8 protein-coding genes are annotated in these 14,396 nt (G+C 69.4%); 4 read left to right on the forward strand and 4 right to left on the reverse strand.

Features of this window, described 5'->3' with window-relative positions; genetic code table 11:
* Positions 1–327 precede the first annotated feature (327 nt).
* Positions 328–9,666 carry a fatty acid synthase subunit beta domain-containing protein gene (locus tag ACYVN4_RS28305; protein WP_460725061.1) on the forward strand — a complete coding sequence of 3,113 codons (9,339 nt, stop codon included), beginning with the start codon at positions 328–330 and terminating at the stop codon, positions 9,664–9,666.
* Between the two features lie 189 nt (positions 9,667–9,855).
* Entirely contained in the window at positions 9,856–10,278 is a 423-nt protein-coding gene (acpS, locus tag ACYVN4_RS28310; protein ID WP_379357645.1) for a holo-ACP synthase AcpS, read from the forward strand.
* 40 nt (positions 10,279–10,318) lie between these two features.
* On the opposite strand, the gene ACYVN4_RS28315 is transcribed toward acpS, so the two are convergent.
* Positions 10,319–10,957: a TetR family transcriptional regulator gene (locus ACYVN4_RS28315; protein ID WP_379358314.1), complete on the reverse strand. Its 639-nt coding sequence runs from the start codon at positions 10,955–10,957 to the stop codon at positions 10,319–10,321.
* A 320-nt stretch (positions 10,958–11,277) separates the two neighbouring features.
* Between ACYVN4_RS28315 and ACYVN4_RS28320 the strand changes: the two genes are divergently transcribed.
* Positions 11,278–12,585, forward strand: coding sequence for a hypothetical protein (locus ACYVN4_RS28320; protein ID WP_460725062.1), 1,308 nt, complete (start codon positions 11,278–11,280; stop codon positions 12,583–12,585).
* A gap of 66 nt (positions 12,586–12,651) precedes the next feature.
* On the opposite strand, the gene bcp is transcribed toward ACYVN4_RS28320, so the two are convergent.
* On the reverse strand, positions 12,652–13,125 hold the full coding sequence (gene bcp / locus ACYVN4_RS28325) for a thioredoxin-dependent thiol peroxidase (RefSeq protein WP_460725063.1): 474 nt from the start codon (positions 13,123–13,125) through the stop codon (positions 12,652–12,654).
* Positions 13,126–13,147: 22 nt separating this feature from the next.
* A complete protein-coding gene (locus ACYVN4_RS28330; protein WP_460725064.1) occupies positions 13,148–13,441 on the reverse strand; it encodes a hypothetical protein in 294 nt (97 codons plus the stop codon).
* Positions 13,442–13,731: 290 nt separating this feature from the next.
* Here ACYVN4_RS28330 and ACYVN4_RS28335 point away from each other — a divergent pair, with 290 nt between their 5' ends.
* On the forward strand, positions 13,732–13,956 hold the full coding sequence (locus tag ACYVN4_RS28335) for a DUF3618 domain-containing protein (RefSeq protein ID WP_379357640.1): 225 nt from the start codon (positions 13,732–13,734) through the stop codon (positions 13,954–13,956).
* A gap of 110 nt (positions 13,957–14,066) precedes the next feature.
* Here the strand turns inward: ACYVN4_RS28335 and ACYVN4_RS28340 are convergent, their stop codons facing one another.
* The gene (locus ACYVN4_RS28340) at positions 14,067–14,372 is read right to left on the reverse strand and encodes an excalibur calcium-binding domain-containing protein (protein WP_460725065.1); all 306 of its coding nucleotides are present in this window, start codon (positions 14,370–14,372) and stop codon (positions 14,067–14,069) included.
* Positions 14,373–14,396: the final 24 nt, after the last annotated feature.

Here is a 14,396-nt window from a genome sequence, read left to right on the forward strand (position 1 = left end):
TGGCGTACTGGTCGGTAACCCTAGCTGGGATTATAACGATTTGATAAAGGGGAATGTGAGGGGGGCTCATATTTCCTACACGGGTGTAACTGAGCTCACCAGGGTGTTCAAACATGAGGGAGGGTCATGTTTCGGAGCATTCTGGTACGGGCGTACGGAAATACCTGACGGTAGCGAGTCCAGCGGTAACCAAACATGAGGAGATCCTCATGATTTTGTGGAATCCTCGGCGTCTACCAGGGCCTGCGGGCCGAGGGGATACCTGCGCACCGTGAGCGCGGCCCAGTCCTGTGGGGGCGGGCCGCCAGGAGAAGGAAGTCGAACGTCTTGACGATCAACGAGAGCACCGGGACCGGATCGAAGGCCAGGGCGGCGGGGAAGTCACGGGAGAGTGGGGTCCGTTCGTCGCTGCTGGACCGGTTGCTGGGGGGCGCGCCGTACGCCCTGGCATTCGGTGGGCAGGGCGCGCAGTGGCTGCGTGAGCTCGAGGAGATCGGGCGCGATTCCGCTCTCGAGCCCGAGCTGACCGCACTGGTCAACGAGGCCGCGAAGACGCTGGAACCCGTTGCGTCCCAGCTGCTCGTGGTCCGGCCGGTCGGTTTCGACCCGATCGCGTGGATGCTGGAAGAAGAGATCGCCGACCCGGACCAGGGGGAGGTGTCGGGAGCGCCGTCAGCGCAGGTGTTGCGCTCCGCCGCCGTCTCCATGCCCGGTGTGTTCCTGACCCAGATCGCCGCGCTGCGTGCGCTGCGCCTGCAGGGCCTCGACATCGTCGCGCACGCCCCCACCGCAGTCATCGGCCACTCGCAGGGCCGCATCGCCGCCACCGCCGCCGAGGCGCACGGCCGTCGCGATGCCGAACTGCTGGCCATCGCCCAGTTGATCGGCGCCGCAGCCGGTCTGGTCGCGCGTCGTCGCGGCCTGCTGCCCGTCGGTGAGAAGTCGCCCATGGTCGCCGTCTCCAATGTCGACCCCGAGGCGCTGGAAGCCGTTGTCGCCGAGGTCATGAACGGCGTCGCCCCGGAGAAGGCCGCCGTCCTCTCCATTCGCAACGGCCGCCGCCGCGCCGTGCTCAGCGGCCCGGTCGCCCAGCTCGACCGCGTGCGCCAGCGCGCCGCCGAGATCAATGCCGAGCAGGCCAAGGAGCGCGACGCCAAGAAGCGCGGCGGCTCGGTCTTCGCTCCGGTCTTCGAGGACATCCCGGTCGAGGTGGCCTTCCACCACCCGGCGCTGGCCGAGACCGTCGAGCTGGTCAAGGGCTGGGCGCAGCAGTGTGGCGTGGACGCCGAGCTGGCCGCCGCCCTCACCCAGGAAGTGCTCGTCGACCCGATCGACTGGGTCGCCATCGTCGACAACACCGTGACCGAAGGCGCGCAGTGGATCCTGGACCTCGGTCCCGGTGACCTGCTCTCGCGCCTCACTTCCGGCTCGCTCAAGGGCACCGGTGTCGGCGTGCTCGCCGCCTCCACGCGTCCGGGTCAGCGCAGCCTGTTCACCCCCGGCGCGGCCCCCGAGGTCGCCCCGGCGTGGAGTGAGTTCGCGCCCAAGCCGATTCGCCTGCCCAGCGGCCGCATCGTGGTCGAGACCGCCTTCACCAAGCTGACCGGTCGCTCGCCGATCCTGCTGGCGGGCATGACCCCCACCACGGTCGACGCGAAAATCGTTGCGGCCGCGGCCAATGCGGGCCACTGGGCCGAGCTGGCCGGTGGCGGCCAGGTCACCGAGCAGATCTTCGCCGACCGCGTCGAGGAACTGAAGAGCCTGCTGCAGCCGGGTCGTGCGGTGCAGTTCAACTCGCTGTTCCTGGACCCGTACCTGTGGAAGCTGCAGCTGGGCGGCAAGCGCCTGGTGCAGAAGGCCCGTAGCGCCGGTGCGCCGCTGGACGGTGTCATCGTCACCGCCGGTATCCCGGAACTCGAAGAGGCCGTTGCGCTGATCGAGGAACTCGCCGAGGTCGGCATCACCCACGTGGCCTTCAAGCCCGGCACCGTCGCGCAGATCCGCTCCGTGCTGCGCATCGCCGACGCGGTCCCCGGCTACCCGGTCATCATGCACATCGAGGGCGGTAAGGCCGGTGGCCACCACTCCTGGGAGGACCTCGACGATCTGCTGCTCGAGACCTACGCCGAGCTGCGTGGCCGCGACAATGTGATCGTCTGCGTCGGCGGCGGCATCGGCACGCCCGAACGCGCCACCGAATACCTCACCGGCGAATGGTCCACCCAGCACGGCTACCCGGTCATGCCGCTGGACGGCGTGCTGGTCGGCACCGCCGCCATGGCCACCCTCGAGGCCACCACCGCGCCCGAGGTCAAGCAGCTGCTGGTCGACACCCCCGGTACGCCCGACTGGGTCGGCGCGGGCACCGCGAACGGCGGAATGGCTTCCGGCCGTTCGCAGTTGGGCGCGGACATTCACGAGATCGACAATGCTGCCTCGCGCACCGGCCGCCTGCTCGACGAGGTCGCCGGTGACGCCGAGGCCGTGGCCGACCGTCGCGCGGAGATCATCGCGGCCCTCGACGGCACCGCCAAGCCGTACTTCGGCGATGTCGCCACCATGACCTACCTGGAGTGGCTGGAGCGCTACGTGGAGCTCGCGGTCGGCCTGGACCGCCGCAAGGACTTCGACTGCGGTGGCGACTTCGCCGACGCCATCGCCGACGCCACCCGCTCGGTGTGGCTGGACATCACCTGGCGCGACCGGTTCGCGGAGATGGTGCGCCGCACCGAATCCCGCCTCAACCCGGCCGACCGCGGCGAGATCGCCACACTGTTCGCCGGCGACGCCGCGTTCGAGACCCCGGTGCAGGCCATCTGCACGCTGAAGGAGCAGTACCCGGCCGTCGCCGAGGCCGTCCTGCACCCCGCGGACGTCCCGTTCTTCGTGAGCCTGTGCAAGACCCCCGGCAAGCCGGTCAACTTCGTCCCGGTCGTGGACCAGGACGTGCGCCGCTGGTGGCGTTCGGATTCCCTGTGGCAGGCGCATGATCCGCGCTACAGCGCCGACCAGGTCTGCATCATCCCGGGCACCGTCGCCGTCGCGGGCATCACCCGCGTGGACGAGCCGGTCGGTGAACTGCTCGACCGCTTCGAGCAGAACACCGCCTTCGCCCTGGTGCGCGACGGCATCGTCCCGGCCGCCGTGGACGGCCGCCGCCGCGCCGAGGTCGCCAACGGCCTGCTCGACATCGTGCTCGCCGCACCGGATGTGAACTGGGCCGGGCGCACCACCGTCAACCCCATCCACCGCCTGGGCAACCTGGACGAGTGGGAGATGAACGGCAAGGGCGCCAAGCACCCGCGCACCGGTGCCACCCTGTCGGCCACCGAGGGCCCCGAATCCGATTCCGCCTATGTGGAATTGGCCGTCCCGCTGCTGGGCAAGGATGCGGTCCGCATCCGCCTGACCGTCCCGGTCTCCGTGTACAACGGTGGCGCACCGGTCATTACCGAGGACGACGCCGACGCCGCCATGAGCGCGCTGCTGGCCGTCGCCGCCGGGCAGTCGCTGCCGGAGGTCAAGGAGATCGACGGCACGAAGGTCGCGCATTTCAATGTGGCCTGGAGCCCGGATCTCGTCGCCGACCACGCCGGTGTCACCGGCTCCGGTCTGCCGGACACCCTGTCCACCATCGGCCGCACCGTTCCCGACGTGCTGGTCGGCGCCTGCTGGCCCGCCGTGTTCGCGGTGCTGGGCGCGACCCGCACCGCCGACGGCCAGTCCGTCATCGAGGGCATGCTGGACCTGGTCCACCTCGATCACCAGATCGAGCTGAACGGCGAACTGCCTTCCGCCGCAAGCGTGCTCGCGGTCCGCGCCGAATCGGTCGAGACCCTCGACACCGATCTGGGCCGCGTGGTCGAGGTGCGCGTCCGGGTGGCGGGCATGCTCGACAAGCTCGAGACCGGCATGTCCATGCCGACCGTCGCCACCCTCACCGAGCGCTTCGCCATTCGTGGCCGCACCGGCGCCGGTGAGCTGGTCGACCCGCCGCGCGCCGCCGGTTCGCTCTCGGACGAGGCCACCGACACCCCGCGTCGCCGCCGCCGCGACGTGGCCCTCCTCGCCCCGCGCGCCATGGGCGCCTTCGCCCAGGTGTCGGGTGACTTCAACCCGATCCACACCTCCGACAATGCCGCCAAGCTGGCCGGTCTGGGCTCCCCGATCGTGCACGGCATGTGGCTCTCGGCCGCCGCACAGCACGCGGTCTCGGCGATCGACCTGAACGACAAGGTCGCGCCCCGCACCATCACCGCCTGGACCACCCGCTTCCTGGGCATGGTCCGACTGGGCTCGCCGGTCGACGTGCGCGTGGAACGCGTTGCGGTGGACCACGGTTCGGAGATCGTCGAGGTCTCCTGCCGCATCGACGGCAACCTGGTGATGACCGCCACCGGCCGCATCGCGCCGCCGAAGACGGTCTACGCCTTCCCGGGTCAGGGCATTCAGGCCAAGGGGATGGGCCTGGAGGCCCGTACCCGCTCCAAGGCCGCCAAGGACATCTGGGACCGCGCCGACAAGCACACCCGCGAGGCCCTGGGCTTCTCGATTCTGGCTGTGGTGCGCGACAACCCGACCTACCTCAAGGCGCGCGGCGTCGAATACCGCCACCCGCAGGGCGTTTTGCACCTGACCCAGTTCACCCAGGTCGCCATGGCGACCCTCGGTGTGGCTCAGGTCGCTGAGCTGCGCGAGGCCGGTGCCTTCATCGAGGGTGCGATGCTCGCGGGCCACTCGGTCGGTGAGTACAACGCTTTGTCCGCCGCCGCGGGCGTGCTGCCGCTGAACGCGGTGCTGGAGGTCGTGTTCCAGCGTGGCTCCGCCATGCACGAGCTGGTGCCCCGGGATGCCCAGGGTCGCAGCGACTACCGCATGGCCGCCATCCGCCCCTCGCAGATCGGCATCGCCGACGACCAGGTCATCGCCTGGGTCAAGGGCGTCGGCGATCAGGCCGGGGAGTTCCTCGAGGTCGTGAACCTGAACCTGCGCGGCGCGCAGTACGCCATCGCGGGCACCGTGAAGGGCATGGTCGCGCTCGAGGACGAGATCGAGCGCCTGCGCGCCGAGACCGGTGGCAAGCGCGCGTTCGTGCTCATCCCGGGCATCGACGTGCCGTTCCACTCCACCGTGCTGCGTGCCGGTGTGCCCGAGTTCCGTGGCAAGCTGCTGGATCTGCTGCCGCAGGACCTGGACCCGAGCCTGCTCATCGGCCGCTACATACCGAACCTGGTGCCGCGCCTGTTCAACCTGGAGCGCGACTACATCCAGGAGATCGCGGATCTGGTGCCGTCCGAGCCGCTGGCCGAGGTGCTCGCCAACTGGGACGAGTGGACCGCCAAGCAGGTCGAGCTGTGCCGCGTGGTCCTCGTCGAGCTGCTGGCCTGGCAGTTCGCCAGCCCGGTGCGCTGGATCGAGACCCAGGATCTGCTGTTCACCGATGTCGAGCACGGTGGCCTGGGCGTCGAGCGGTTCGTCGAAATCGGTTTGGCCGCAACGCCGACCGTCGCCAACCTGGCGTCCAACACGCTGAAGCTGCCGCAGTTCGGCAGTGCCGTGGTCGAGGTCGTCAACATCGAGCGTGAGCGCGGCGTCGTCTACTCGACCGACACCGATCCCGCTCCGGTGGAAGAGCCGGAGGAGGCTCCCGCCGAGACCGCCGCTGCCGCAACGGCTCCCGCCGCTGCCGCCGCCCCGGCCCCCGTGGCCGTACCGACCGGCGGCCCGATCGCCGACGACATCGCGTTCTCCGCCGCCGACGCCACCCGCGTGCTCATTGCGCTGTGGACCAAGCTGCGGATGGACCAGATCGGTCCGGTCGACACCATCGAGGGCCTGTGCGACGGCGTCTCCTCGCGCCGCAACCAGCTGCTCGTCGACCTCGGCGCGGAGCTCTCGCTCGGTGCCATCGACGGTGCCGCGGACGCCGACATGGGCGCGCTGTCCGGCACGGTCGAGCGCCTGGCCCGCACCTACAAGCCGTTCGGCTCGGTGCTGTCCGACTCCATCGGCGATCACCTGCGCAAGGTCTTCGGCCCCTCGGGCAAGCGCCCCGCCGCCATCGGCGAGCGCGTCAAGAAGGTCTGGGGTCTGGGCGACGGCTGGGCCAGCCACGTCACCGCCGAGGTCTCCCTCGGCACCCGTGAGGGCGCCTCCGTCCGCGGTGGCGACCTGGGTGGCCTTGTCTCCGGCGGACTTTCGGACGGTGCGTCCGTGGATGCCGCCATCGACGCCGCCGTGCAGTCCGTGGCCGCGCGCCGCGGAGTCGCGGTTTCCATGCCGTCCGCCGGTGGCGGTGCGGGTGGCGCGACCGTCGACGCGGCCGCCCTCGGCGAGTTCACCGAGCAGATCACCGGCCGTGACGGCGTGCTGGCGCAGGCCGCCCGGGTGATCCTGGAATCCCTCGGCCACGCCGAGCAGGCGTCCGCCCCGGAGGTCACCACCGACACCCTGGTGGACCTGGTCTCGGCCGAATTGGGTTCGGACTGGCCGCGACTGGTCGCGCCCGCCTTCGACGCCCGCAAGGCCCTGCTCATCGACGACCGGTGGGCCAGTGCCCGTGAGGATCTCGCCCGCCTGTGGTTCGGCAACGACGGCTCGCTGCCGGTCGAGCCCGAGGTGGACGGCTACCGCGGTGCCGGTGAAGCCGTTGCGGCGCAGGCCAACTGGTGGCGCAACCGGGCCATGAAGGAGGCCCGTTCGGTGCTGGCCGGGGTCTACGGCGCGATCGCCGAGGCCGCCCTGTCCACCGCCGAGGCCGGTGTCTGGTCCTCCGACATCGCTGTGATCACCGGTGCCAGCAAGGGTTCCATCGCGGCGGCGGCCACCGGCCGACTGCTCGCGGGCGGTGCCACCGTGGTGGTCACCACCTCCAAGCTGGACGATGACCGCCTGGCCTTCTACAAGCAGCTCTACCGTGACAACGCTCGCCACGGTGCCGCCCTCTGGGTGGTCCCGGCGAACATGGCCTCCTACACCGATATCGACGCGCTCATCGAGTGGGTCGGCAATGAGCAGGTCGACAATGCCGGTGGCGCCAAGGTTCTCGTCAAGGAGGCGATGACCCCCACGCTGCTGCTGCCCTTCGCCGCACCCCGCGTGGCCGGTGACATGTCCGATGCCGGCGCTCGCGCCGAAATGGAGATGCGGGTCCTGCTGTGGTCGGTGGAGCGCCTCATCGGCGGTCTGTCCAAGATCGGCGTGGACCACGACGTGGACGCGAAACTGCATGTGGTGCTGCCGGGTTCGCCCAACCGCGGCATGTTCGGTGGTGACGGCGCCTACGGCGAGTCCAAGGCCGCGCTGGATGCCATCGTCGCCAAGTGGCGTGCGGAGAAGTCCTGGTCGGAGCGGGTCACCCTGGTGCACGCGCTGATCGGCTGGGTGCGTGGCACCGGCCTCATGGGCGGCAACGACCCGCTGGTCGTGGCCGTCGAGAAGGCGGGCGTGCACACCTGGTCCACGCTGCAGATGGCCGACGAACTGCTCAAGTGGTGCACCTCGCGGGCCCGCATCGTGACTGCGGCCGGACCGCAGCAGATCGACCTGACCGGCGGTCTCGCCGGTGCCAAGCTGGATCTGCCGGAGCTGGCTCGCCAGGCCCGGGAGCAGGCCGAGGCCGAGGCGGACGTCGAAGACGTTGACGGCGTGACCATTTCGGCCCTGCCCGCCCCGCCGACCCTGTCCTCCAAGCTGCCGACCCCCGAATGGGGTTCGGTCACCGCCGATCTCGACGACATGGTCGTCATTGTCGGCGCTGGCGAGCTCGGCCCCTACGGCTCGGCGCGCACCCGCTTCGAGATCGAGGTCTCCGATCAGCTCTCCGCCGCGGGCGTGCTGGAGCTGGCCTGGACCACCGGCCTGGTCACCTGGGAGAACGACCCCAAGCCGGGCTGGTACGACACCGAATCCGGTGAGTACGTCGACGAATCCGAGATCGCCGACCGCTACCACGACACCGTGGTGGAGCGTTGCGGCGTGCGTCGCTACGGCGACGACGGTGCCATGATCGAGAACACCGCCCCGCTGCTCACCTCGGTGTTCCTGGACAAGGACCTCACCTTCGTGGTGAACAGCGAGTCCGAGGCGCGCGCCTTCTTCTCTGCCAACCCGGAGCAGACGGTCGTCACCCCGATCGAGGGCACCGGCGACTGGCAGGTGATCCGCAAGGCGGGCACCGAGATTCGGGTGCCGCGCAAGGCCAAGCTCTCGCGCACCGTCGGCGGTCAGATCCCGACCGGCTGGGACCCGACCCGCTGGGGCATCTCCGCCGATATGGCGAGCTCCATCGACCGCGTCGCGCTGTGGAACATCGTCTGCACCGTGGACGCGTTCCTGAGCTCCGGCTTCAGCCCGGCCGAACTGATGAGCTGGGTGCACCCGGCCATGGTCGCCAACACCCAGGGCACCGGTATGGGCGGCATGTCGTCGATGCGCTCGCTCTACATCGACAACCTGCTCGGTGAGCCGCGCGCCAACGACATCCTGCAGGAGGCGCTGCCCAACGTCGCTCTGGCGCACGTGGTGCAGAGCTACGTCGGCTCCTACGGCGGCATGATCCACCCGGTCGCCGCCTGCGCGACCGCGGCGGTCTCCGTCGAGGAGGGCGTCGACAAGATCAAGCTCGGCAAGGCCGACCTGGTCGTGGCCGGTGGTTACGACGACCTCGGTATCGAGGGCATCGTCGGCTTCGGCGACATGTCGGCCACCGCCGATTCGGCCGCCATGTCCGCCAAGGGCATCAGCGACCGCTACTTCTCCCGGGCCAACGACCGCCGCCGCGGCGGGTTCGTCGAATCCATGGGTGGCGGAACGGTGCTGCTCGCCCGCGGTTCGGTCGCCCTGGAAATGGGCCTGCCGGTGCTGGGTGTCGTCGCCTTCGCGCAGTCCTTCGCCGACGGCGTGCACACCTCCATCCCGGCCCCCGGCCTGGGTGCGCTGGGCGCGGGCCGCGGTGGCCCGGAGTCCAAGCTGGCCAAGGAACTCGGCAAGCTCGGCGTCAGCCCGGACGAGATCGCGGTGGTGTCCAAGCACGACACCTCCACCGCCGCAAACGATCCCAACGAGTCCGAACTGCACGAACGCCTGGCCGACTCCATCGGTCGCTCGGCGGGCGCTCCGCTGTTCGTCGTTTCGCAGAAGACCCTCACCGGTCACGCGAAGGGCGGCGCGGCGGCCTTCCAGATGATCGGCCTGTGCCAGGTGCTCGAGTCCGGCGTCATCCCGCCCAACCGCAGCCTGGACTGCGTGGACGAGAAGATGCAGGCGTACCCGCACCTGGTGTGGCTGCGCGAGGCGCTGACGGTGGGAGATCGCTTCCCACTCAAGGCCGGTCTGGTCACCTCGCTCGGTTTCGGCCACGTGTCGGGTCTGGTCGCCATCGTGCACCCGCAGGCGTTCGTCGAGGCCATTGCCGACGCCGACCAGCGGGAGGCGTACCAGCGCAAGGCGCAGCAGCGTCAGCTCGCCGGTCGCCAGCGCTTGGCCGAAGCCATGTGCGGTGGCGCCCCGATGTACGAGCGGCCCGCCGACCGCCGCCTCGGCGGGGACGGCACCCCCGCCAAGAAGTCGCGTCAGCTCGAGGCCGACATGCTGCTCTCGCAGCAGGCTCGCCTGGGCGCGGACGCGGTGTACGTGGCAGTGCCGAAAGGCCCGGCCTGCCAGTAGAGAACGGGCCTGCCGGTAACGAGTAGCTCCCCGGCAGGTCAGACACGGCGGGCTCGCGTCCCGCGCTCCTCACCGAGCGCACGGGCGCGAGCCCGCCGTTCCCATGTGCGTGCCTACGGTGCCGTAGGTCCGCTGGTATGTTCGCAGCCAATTCGACTGCACTAACGAGGAATCTAGGAGTCCCGAACTGTGACGATCCTGGGTATCGGCCTGGACTTGGTCACCATCTCCGAGTTCGCCGAACAAATGGAACGCACCGGAACCACCATGCTCCGGGAAAGTTTCACCGCCGGAGAACGGCGCTACTGCCAAAGCAAGGGCACCGACCCGGCCCGGAGCTACGCCATCCGCTGGGCGGCGAAGGAGGCGGTCATCAAGGCGTGGGCGACATCTCGCTTCGCGCGCAGCCCGCAGATCGGCGACAACCCGTACCCGCTCATCGAGGTCGTGAACGACGCCTGGGGACGCCCCAGCATCAAATTGCACGGCCTGGCAGCGGAATTCCTGCCCCGGGTGCGAGTTCACCTGTCGCTCACCCACGATGGCGATACGGCGGCGGCAATGGTCGTGCTGGAAGACCCGGGCGAACTAGCCGACCTGATCCGCGACTGAGCCTCGTCCACCGTCATTCCGGCGTGCTTGTGGCCGGAATCTAGTCCGGGTCGAAGGTGGTGCGCTGCCCGCCCGAGCGCGATTCCTTCTCCGCGATCAGCAGATACGCCACCATGAGGCGCTTGAGTTCGGCGACGGCGTCCTCATGGCTCAGGCCGTCCTGCACCGAGAAATTCAGCATCGAGTAGACGACGTGCACCAGCACCTGCGCCATCATGGTGCGGCGGCCGCGGGGGGTGCGCGGCATGAGCGGGCGCAGCATCTGCGAAACCGCTTCGGCGAACTCCTTTTCGTGGATCGCGCCGGTCGCCCGCGTGGAGGGCGTGGACTGCATGGCCAGCCACACCTCGCGCCGCGACGGGTCGGTCATCCACAGATCCGCCAGGTGATCGACCAGCTGCGTCATGTGCCGCAGCCAGTCCATGGACGGGATCTCGCCGTGGAAGTCGGCCAGCTCCTGTGAAACCGCCACCAGGTCTTGGCGATTCAGCTCGCAGACGATGACGTACTTGTTGGCGAAGAACTGATACAGCGTGCCGATCGGCACTTCCGCGCGGGCCGCCACCTCTTCACAGGTGAAGGATTCGAACCCGACCTCGACCAGCAAAACCCGGGAGGCGTGCAACAGGGCGTCGAACTTTCGTTTCGATCGTTCCTGCGTCGGGCGGCGACGGGGCATCAGCTCCTGGGGGTCGTCCTGCAGCTCCAACGCAGGGTCCGGTCGTCGAGTCGACCTGGCTCCCGTGCGCGCTTCCACGAGGAACAGCCTACGGGTAGCGACACGCGCATGACACGCTGCGGTACTTCGTGTGTCACCGATTCCGACCCATCCACGCCGCCGTCGGCACCGAACGACCATCGCAGCTGCTTCCCAGCTGTGCATCTCTGCTGAGCGGGCGGGTGGGCCGGTGACTCGGCCGTACGTCCCGGGAATCGAAACATTGTCGGCATGACCTTGGAAGGCTGATTGTGGTTTCTTCGAGTCTTGTTCGTTCCGCGGTGACCATCGGTGTAGCCACCGAGCGCGGCACCGTGCGCGCCGTGGCGCTCGCCGATGACGGCGACAAGCTGCCCGAACGGGTGGTGCTCGAGCGGGTCGTCCCGATCGCCGGCGAGACGAAGGCCGACCTGGCCGCGGCGGTGGAAGCGGCGATGGAGGACATCGCCGACAAGATCGGCGCGGATCGCGAGATCCTCGGCGCGGCGGTCGCTTACCGCGATGCCGCCGAACGCCGGGCGATCGTGACCAAGCTGGCCGCCGGCCCGTGGCACGACGCCTCCCTGGTCTCGGCCAAGGCCACGCATCTCGCGGTGGCGCGCGCCATGACCTGGGTCGACGAGTTCGAAGACCTGGCCATCTGCGAGGTGGTGCCCGGCTTCCAGGCGTTCTCGCTCATCTCGCCCGATCGGGGCCGGGTGCTGGCCGCGGTGACCCTCGGCGGCGGCGCGGCCACCGAGGAGACCATGCGCACCGCCGTCACCGCCGCCTGGGATCAGTTCGACGCGGCCGGGGTGAAGCCGGACGCGGTGGTGCTGATCGGCTCGGCCGCAACCGAACCCGCGGTGGTGGCCGCGCTGGAATCGGGTTTCGGCGCGCCGGTCATCCCGTGCTCGGTGGCCACCGTCGCGCCCGCCATCGGTGCGGCGCTGACGGCACTGCCGGAGGCGGAGATCGCGGGGGAGGCGGCCGAGCGCATCGGCCGGGCCCGCGGCACCGCGGCCCTGTTCGCCGCGGCCAGTGTGCTGGCGGGCGGCCTGGTGGCGGGCGGTGTGTATGCGGCGGGCAGTGATTCGAAGAAGGTGCCCCAGCCGATCCTCATCGACTCCCGAGTGTCCGCGGACGCGCGCAACCCCGGGCCCGAGCATCCGGTCGGCGACGCGCCCGCCGCTCCCGCACCGGATTCCGGTTCGGCGGGTGCCGGTCTGCCGGCGATGCCCGGCATGCCCGGCATGGTCATGCCCACCGACGCGGTCGCGCCCAATACCGATCAGCAGCCCGCCCCCGCGCCGCCGCCCGGCGAAATGGTGACCATCGATCCGGCCACCCTCAACTGGGGTCCGCACTCCGACGGCCCGAAGTCCCATCCCCGGCCGCTGATCAAGGCCCAGCCCGAGCCCGAGGTCGCCTCGAATCCGGAGTCGATCATCCCGGCCCCGACCCACGCGGTCGGTGCGCCCACCGAATCCGGCCTGTTCCCCGGCGAAACCGCGCCGCCCCCGTTAGGCACCGCCGAATTCGCCGACTGGTGGGACGGCCACTGGCGCATGATGCTCCAGTGGGCCGCCCAGATGATGCCGAAGGTCTAGCCTTTCCCGACACCCCTCACAGCGAACCCCGGCCGAATATCGGCCGGGGTTCGGTGTTTTCGGCGGTCAGACGGACAGGTCGCGGCGGAGCTTGGCGACGTGGCCGGTGGCCTTGACGTTGTACTGCGCGACCTCGACCTTGCCGGTCTCGTCGATCAGGAAGGTGGAGCGGATGACTCCGGTGACCTTCTTGCCGTACATCATCTTCTCGCCGAAGGCCCCGTACGCGCCGAGCACTTCCTTGTCCGGGTCGGACAACAGCGGGAAGGTGAGCTGCTCGGTGTCGCGGAACTTGGCGAGCTTGGCCGGCTTGTCGGGGGAGATGCCGATCACCTCGATGCCCGCGCCCTCCAATTCGGCCAGGTTGTCGCGGAAATCGCAGGCCTGCTTGGTGCAGCCGGGGGTGCTGGCGGCCGGGTAGAAGTAGACGATCACCTTGCGCCCGCGGTAGTCCGACAGCGAGACGTCCTTGCCGTCGGCGTCGGGGAGGGTGAAGGCGGGGGCGGTGTCGCCGGGACTGAGTCGGTGATTCTCGGTCATGCCGTCACGCTAGCCGATGCAATTACCAGGCGCGGCAACGGTCATCGTGGTGACCGTCGTGATCGTGTTCGTCCTCGTGCCAATTGCCGCGTCTGTCGCAATGCCAGTCATTGCGCCAGGGATCGCGGGGATCGGTCCAGCCGGGACGATTGAAACCACCCCAGTCGCCGTCGCGGTCCCGGTCGTGATCACCCCAACCCGGCTGCTGATGGGCGAGGGTGGGGACGGCGGCGCTCGCGGTGCCGATCATCGGCCCCGCGATCAGGGCGCCGGTCGCGGTGGCGATGAACAATGTTCCGACAATTTTCGATTTCATTGGGAGCCTTCCCTTTTGTGCGCAATCTGTTGTGCAATGCACTCGAAACTTGCACGGGCCATGCTATGGCCGTATTCGATCGGAATTTCCTGTTCACCGGAGACTCCAACCAATTGCGCAGCGGTCGTGCAGACCCGGCCGGTCGGGACTCGCGTGTGAGTCCCGGAGCCCGGCGCGGTATTGGCGATACACTCCTGTTCGGGTCCGCCTGCCGCGCGAACGAACCGGCGCGGGCGACCCCAGAGACGACAGTCGCCGCCGGCAGTGCGGCATTCAGACAGGAGTGTGACGTGGCGAGAGACACCGAGGCGATCGAGCGCGAGATCGAGGCCGCCCGCAACCGGCTCGCAAGCACCCTCGACGAACTCGCGGTCCGCGCCGACCCGCAGCGGCTGGCCGACAACGCCAAGCAGTCCGTGGTGGCCAAGCTGAACGAGCCGAAGATCAAGTACAGCTTGATCGGCGCGGGCGCCCTGATCGCGACCCTGGTCGTGGTGAAGATCTTCCGCCGCTGAGCCGGTCGACAAAAACGAGGGCGGCCCCGGTCCATTCGGACCGGGGCCGCCCTCGTTCGGGGTTTCAGGGGCTTGCCCCTGAGAGTTCGAGAGTTGCTGCAACTCTCGAATCAGACGGTCGGGCAGGCCATTCCCGTGCCGTCGGGGTCGAGGTGTGGGCTGTAGCCGGGCTGGCCGCGGAAGAGGGGGGCAACCCCGGCCGCGCGGGCCTGGTCGCAGTTCTCGTAGACGGGTCCGCCGGCCGAGCCGGTCTGCGACAGACCCGCCGAGCCGGTGGCGGCGGAGCCGGTGTCGATCGCGGAAGAACCGGTGCCCGAGGAACCGGTGGGGACGTCGGCGAGGGCGACGGCGGACTGGGCTGCGATGGTCGTCAAGCCCGCGACGCTGGCGGTGACGAGAAGCCGGCGAACGTTCATGTATTCCTCAATGTCGGCGCAATA

This window comes from Nocardia heshunensis (assembly GCF_054782115.1).

Excerpts from the sequence above, each read along its gene's own strand:
- ACYVN4_RS28315 (WP_379358314.1), bottom strand. The coding sequence starts at position 10,957 with ATGCCCCGTCGCCGCCCGACGCAGGAACGATCGAAACGAAAGTTCGAC.
- bcp (WP_460725063.1), bottom strand. The coding sequence starts at position 13,125 with ATGACCGAGAATCACCGACTCAGTCCCGGCGACACCGCCCCCGCCTTC.
- ACYVN4_RS28340 (WP_460725065.1), bottom strand. The coding sequence starts at position 14,372 with ATGAACGTTCGCCGGCTTCTCGTCACCGCCAGCGTCGCGGGCTTGACG.
- ACYVN4_RS28330 (WP_460725064.1), bottom strand. The coding sequence starts at position 13,441 with ATGAAATCGAAAATTGTCGGAACATTGTTCATCGCCACCGCGACCGGC.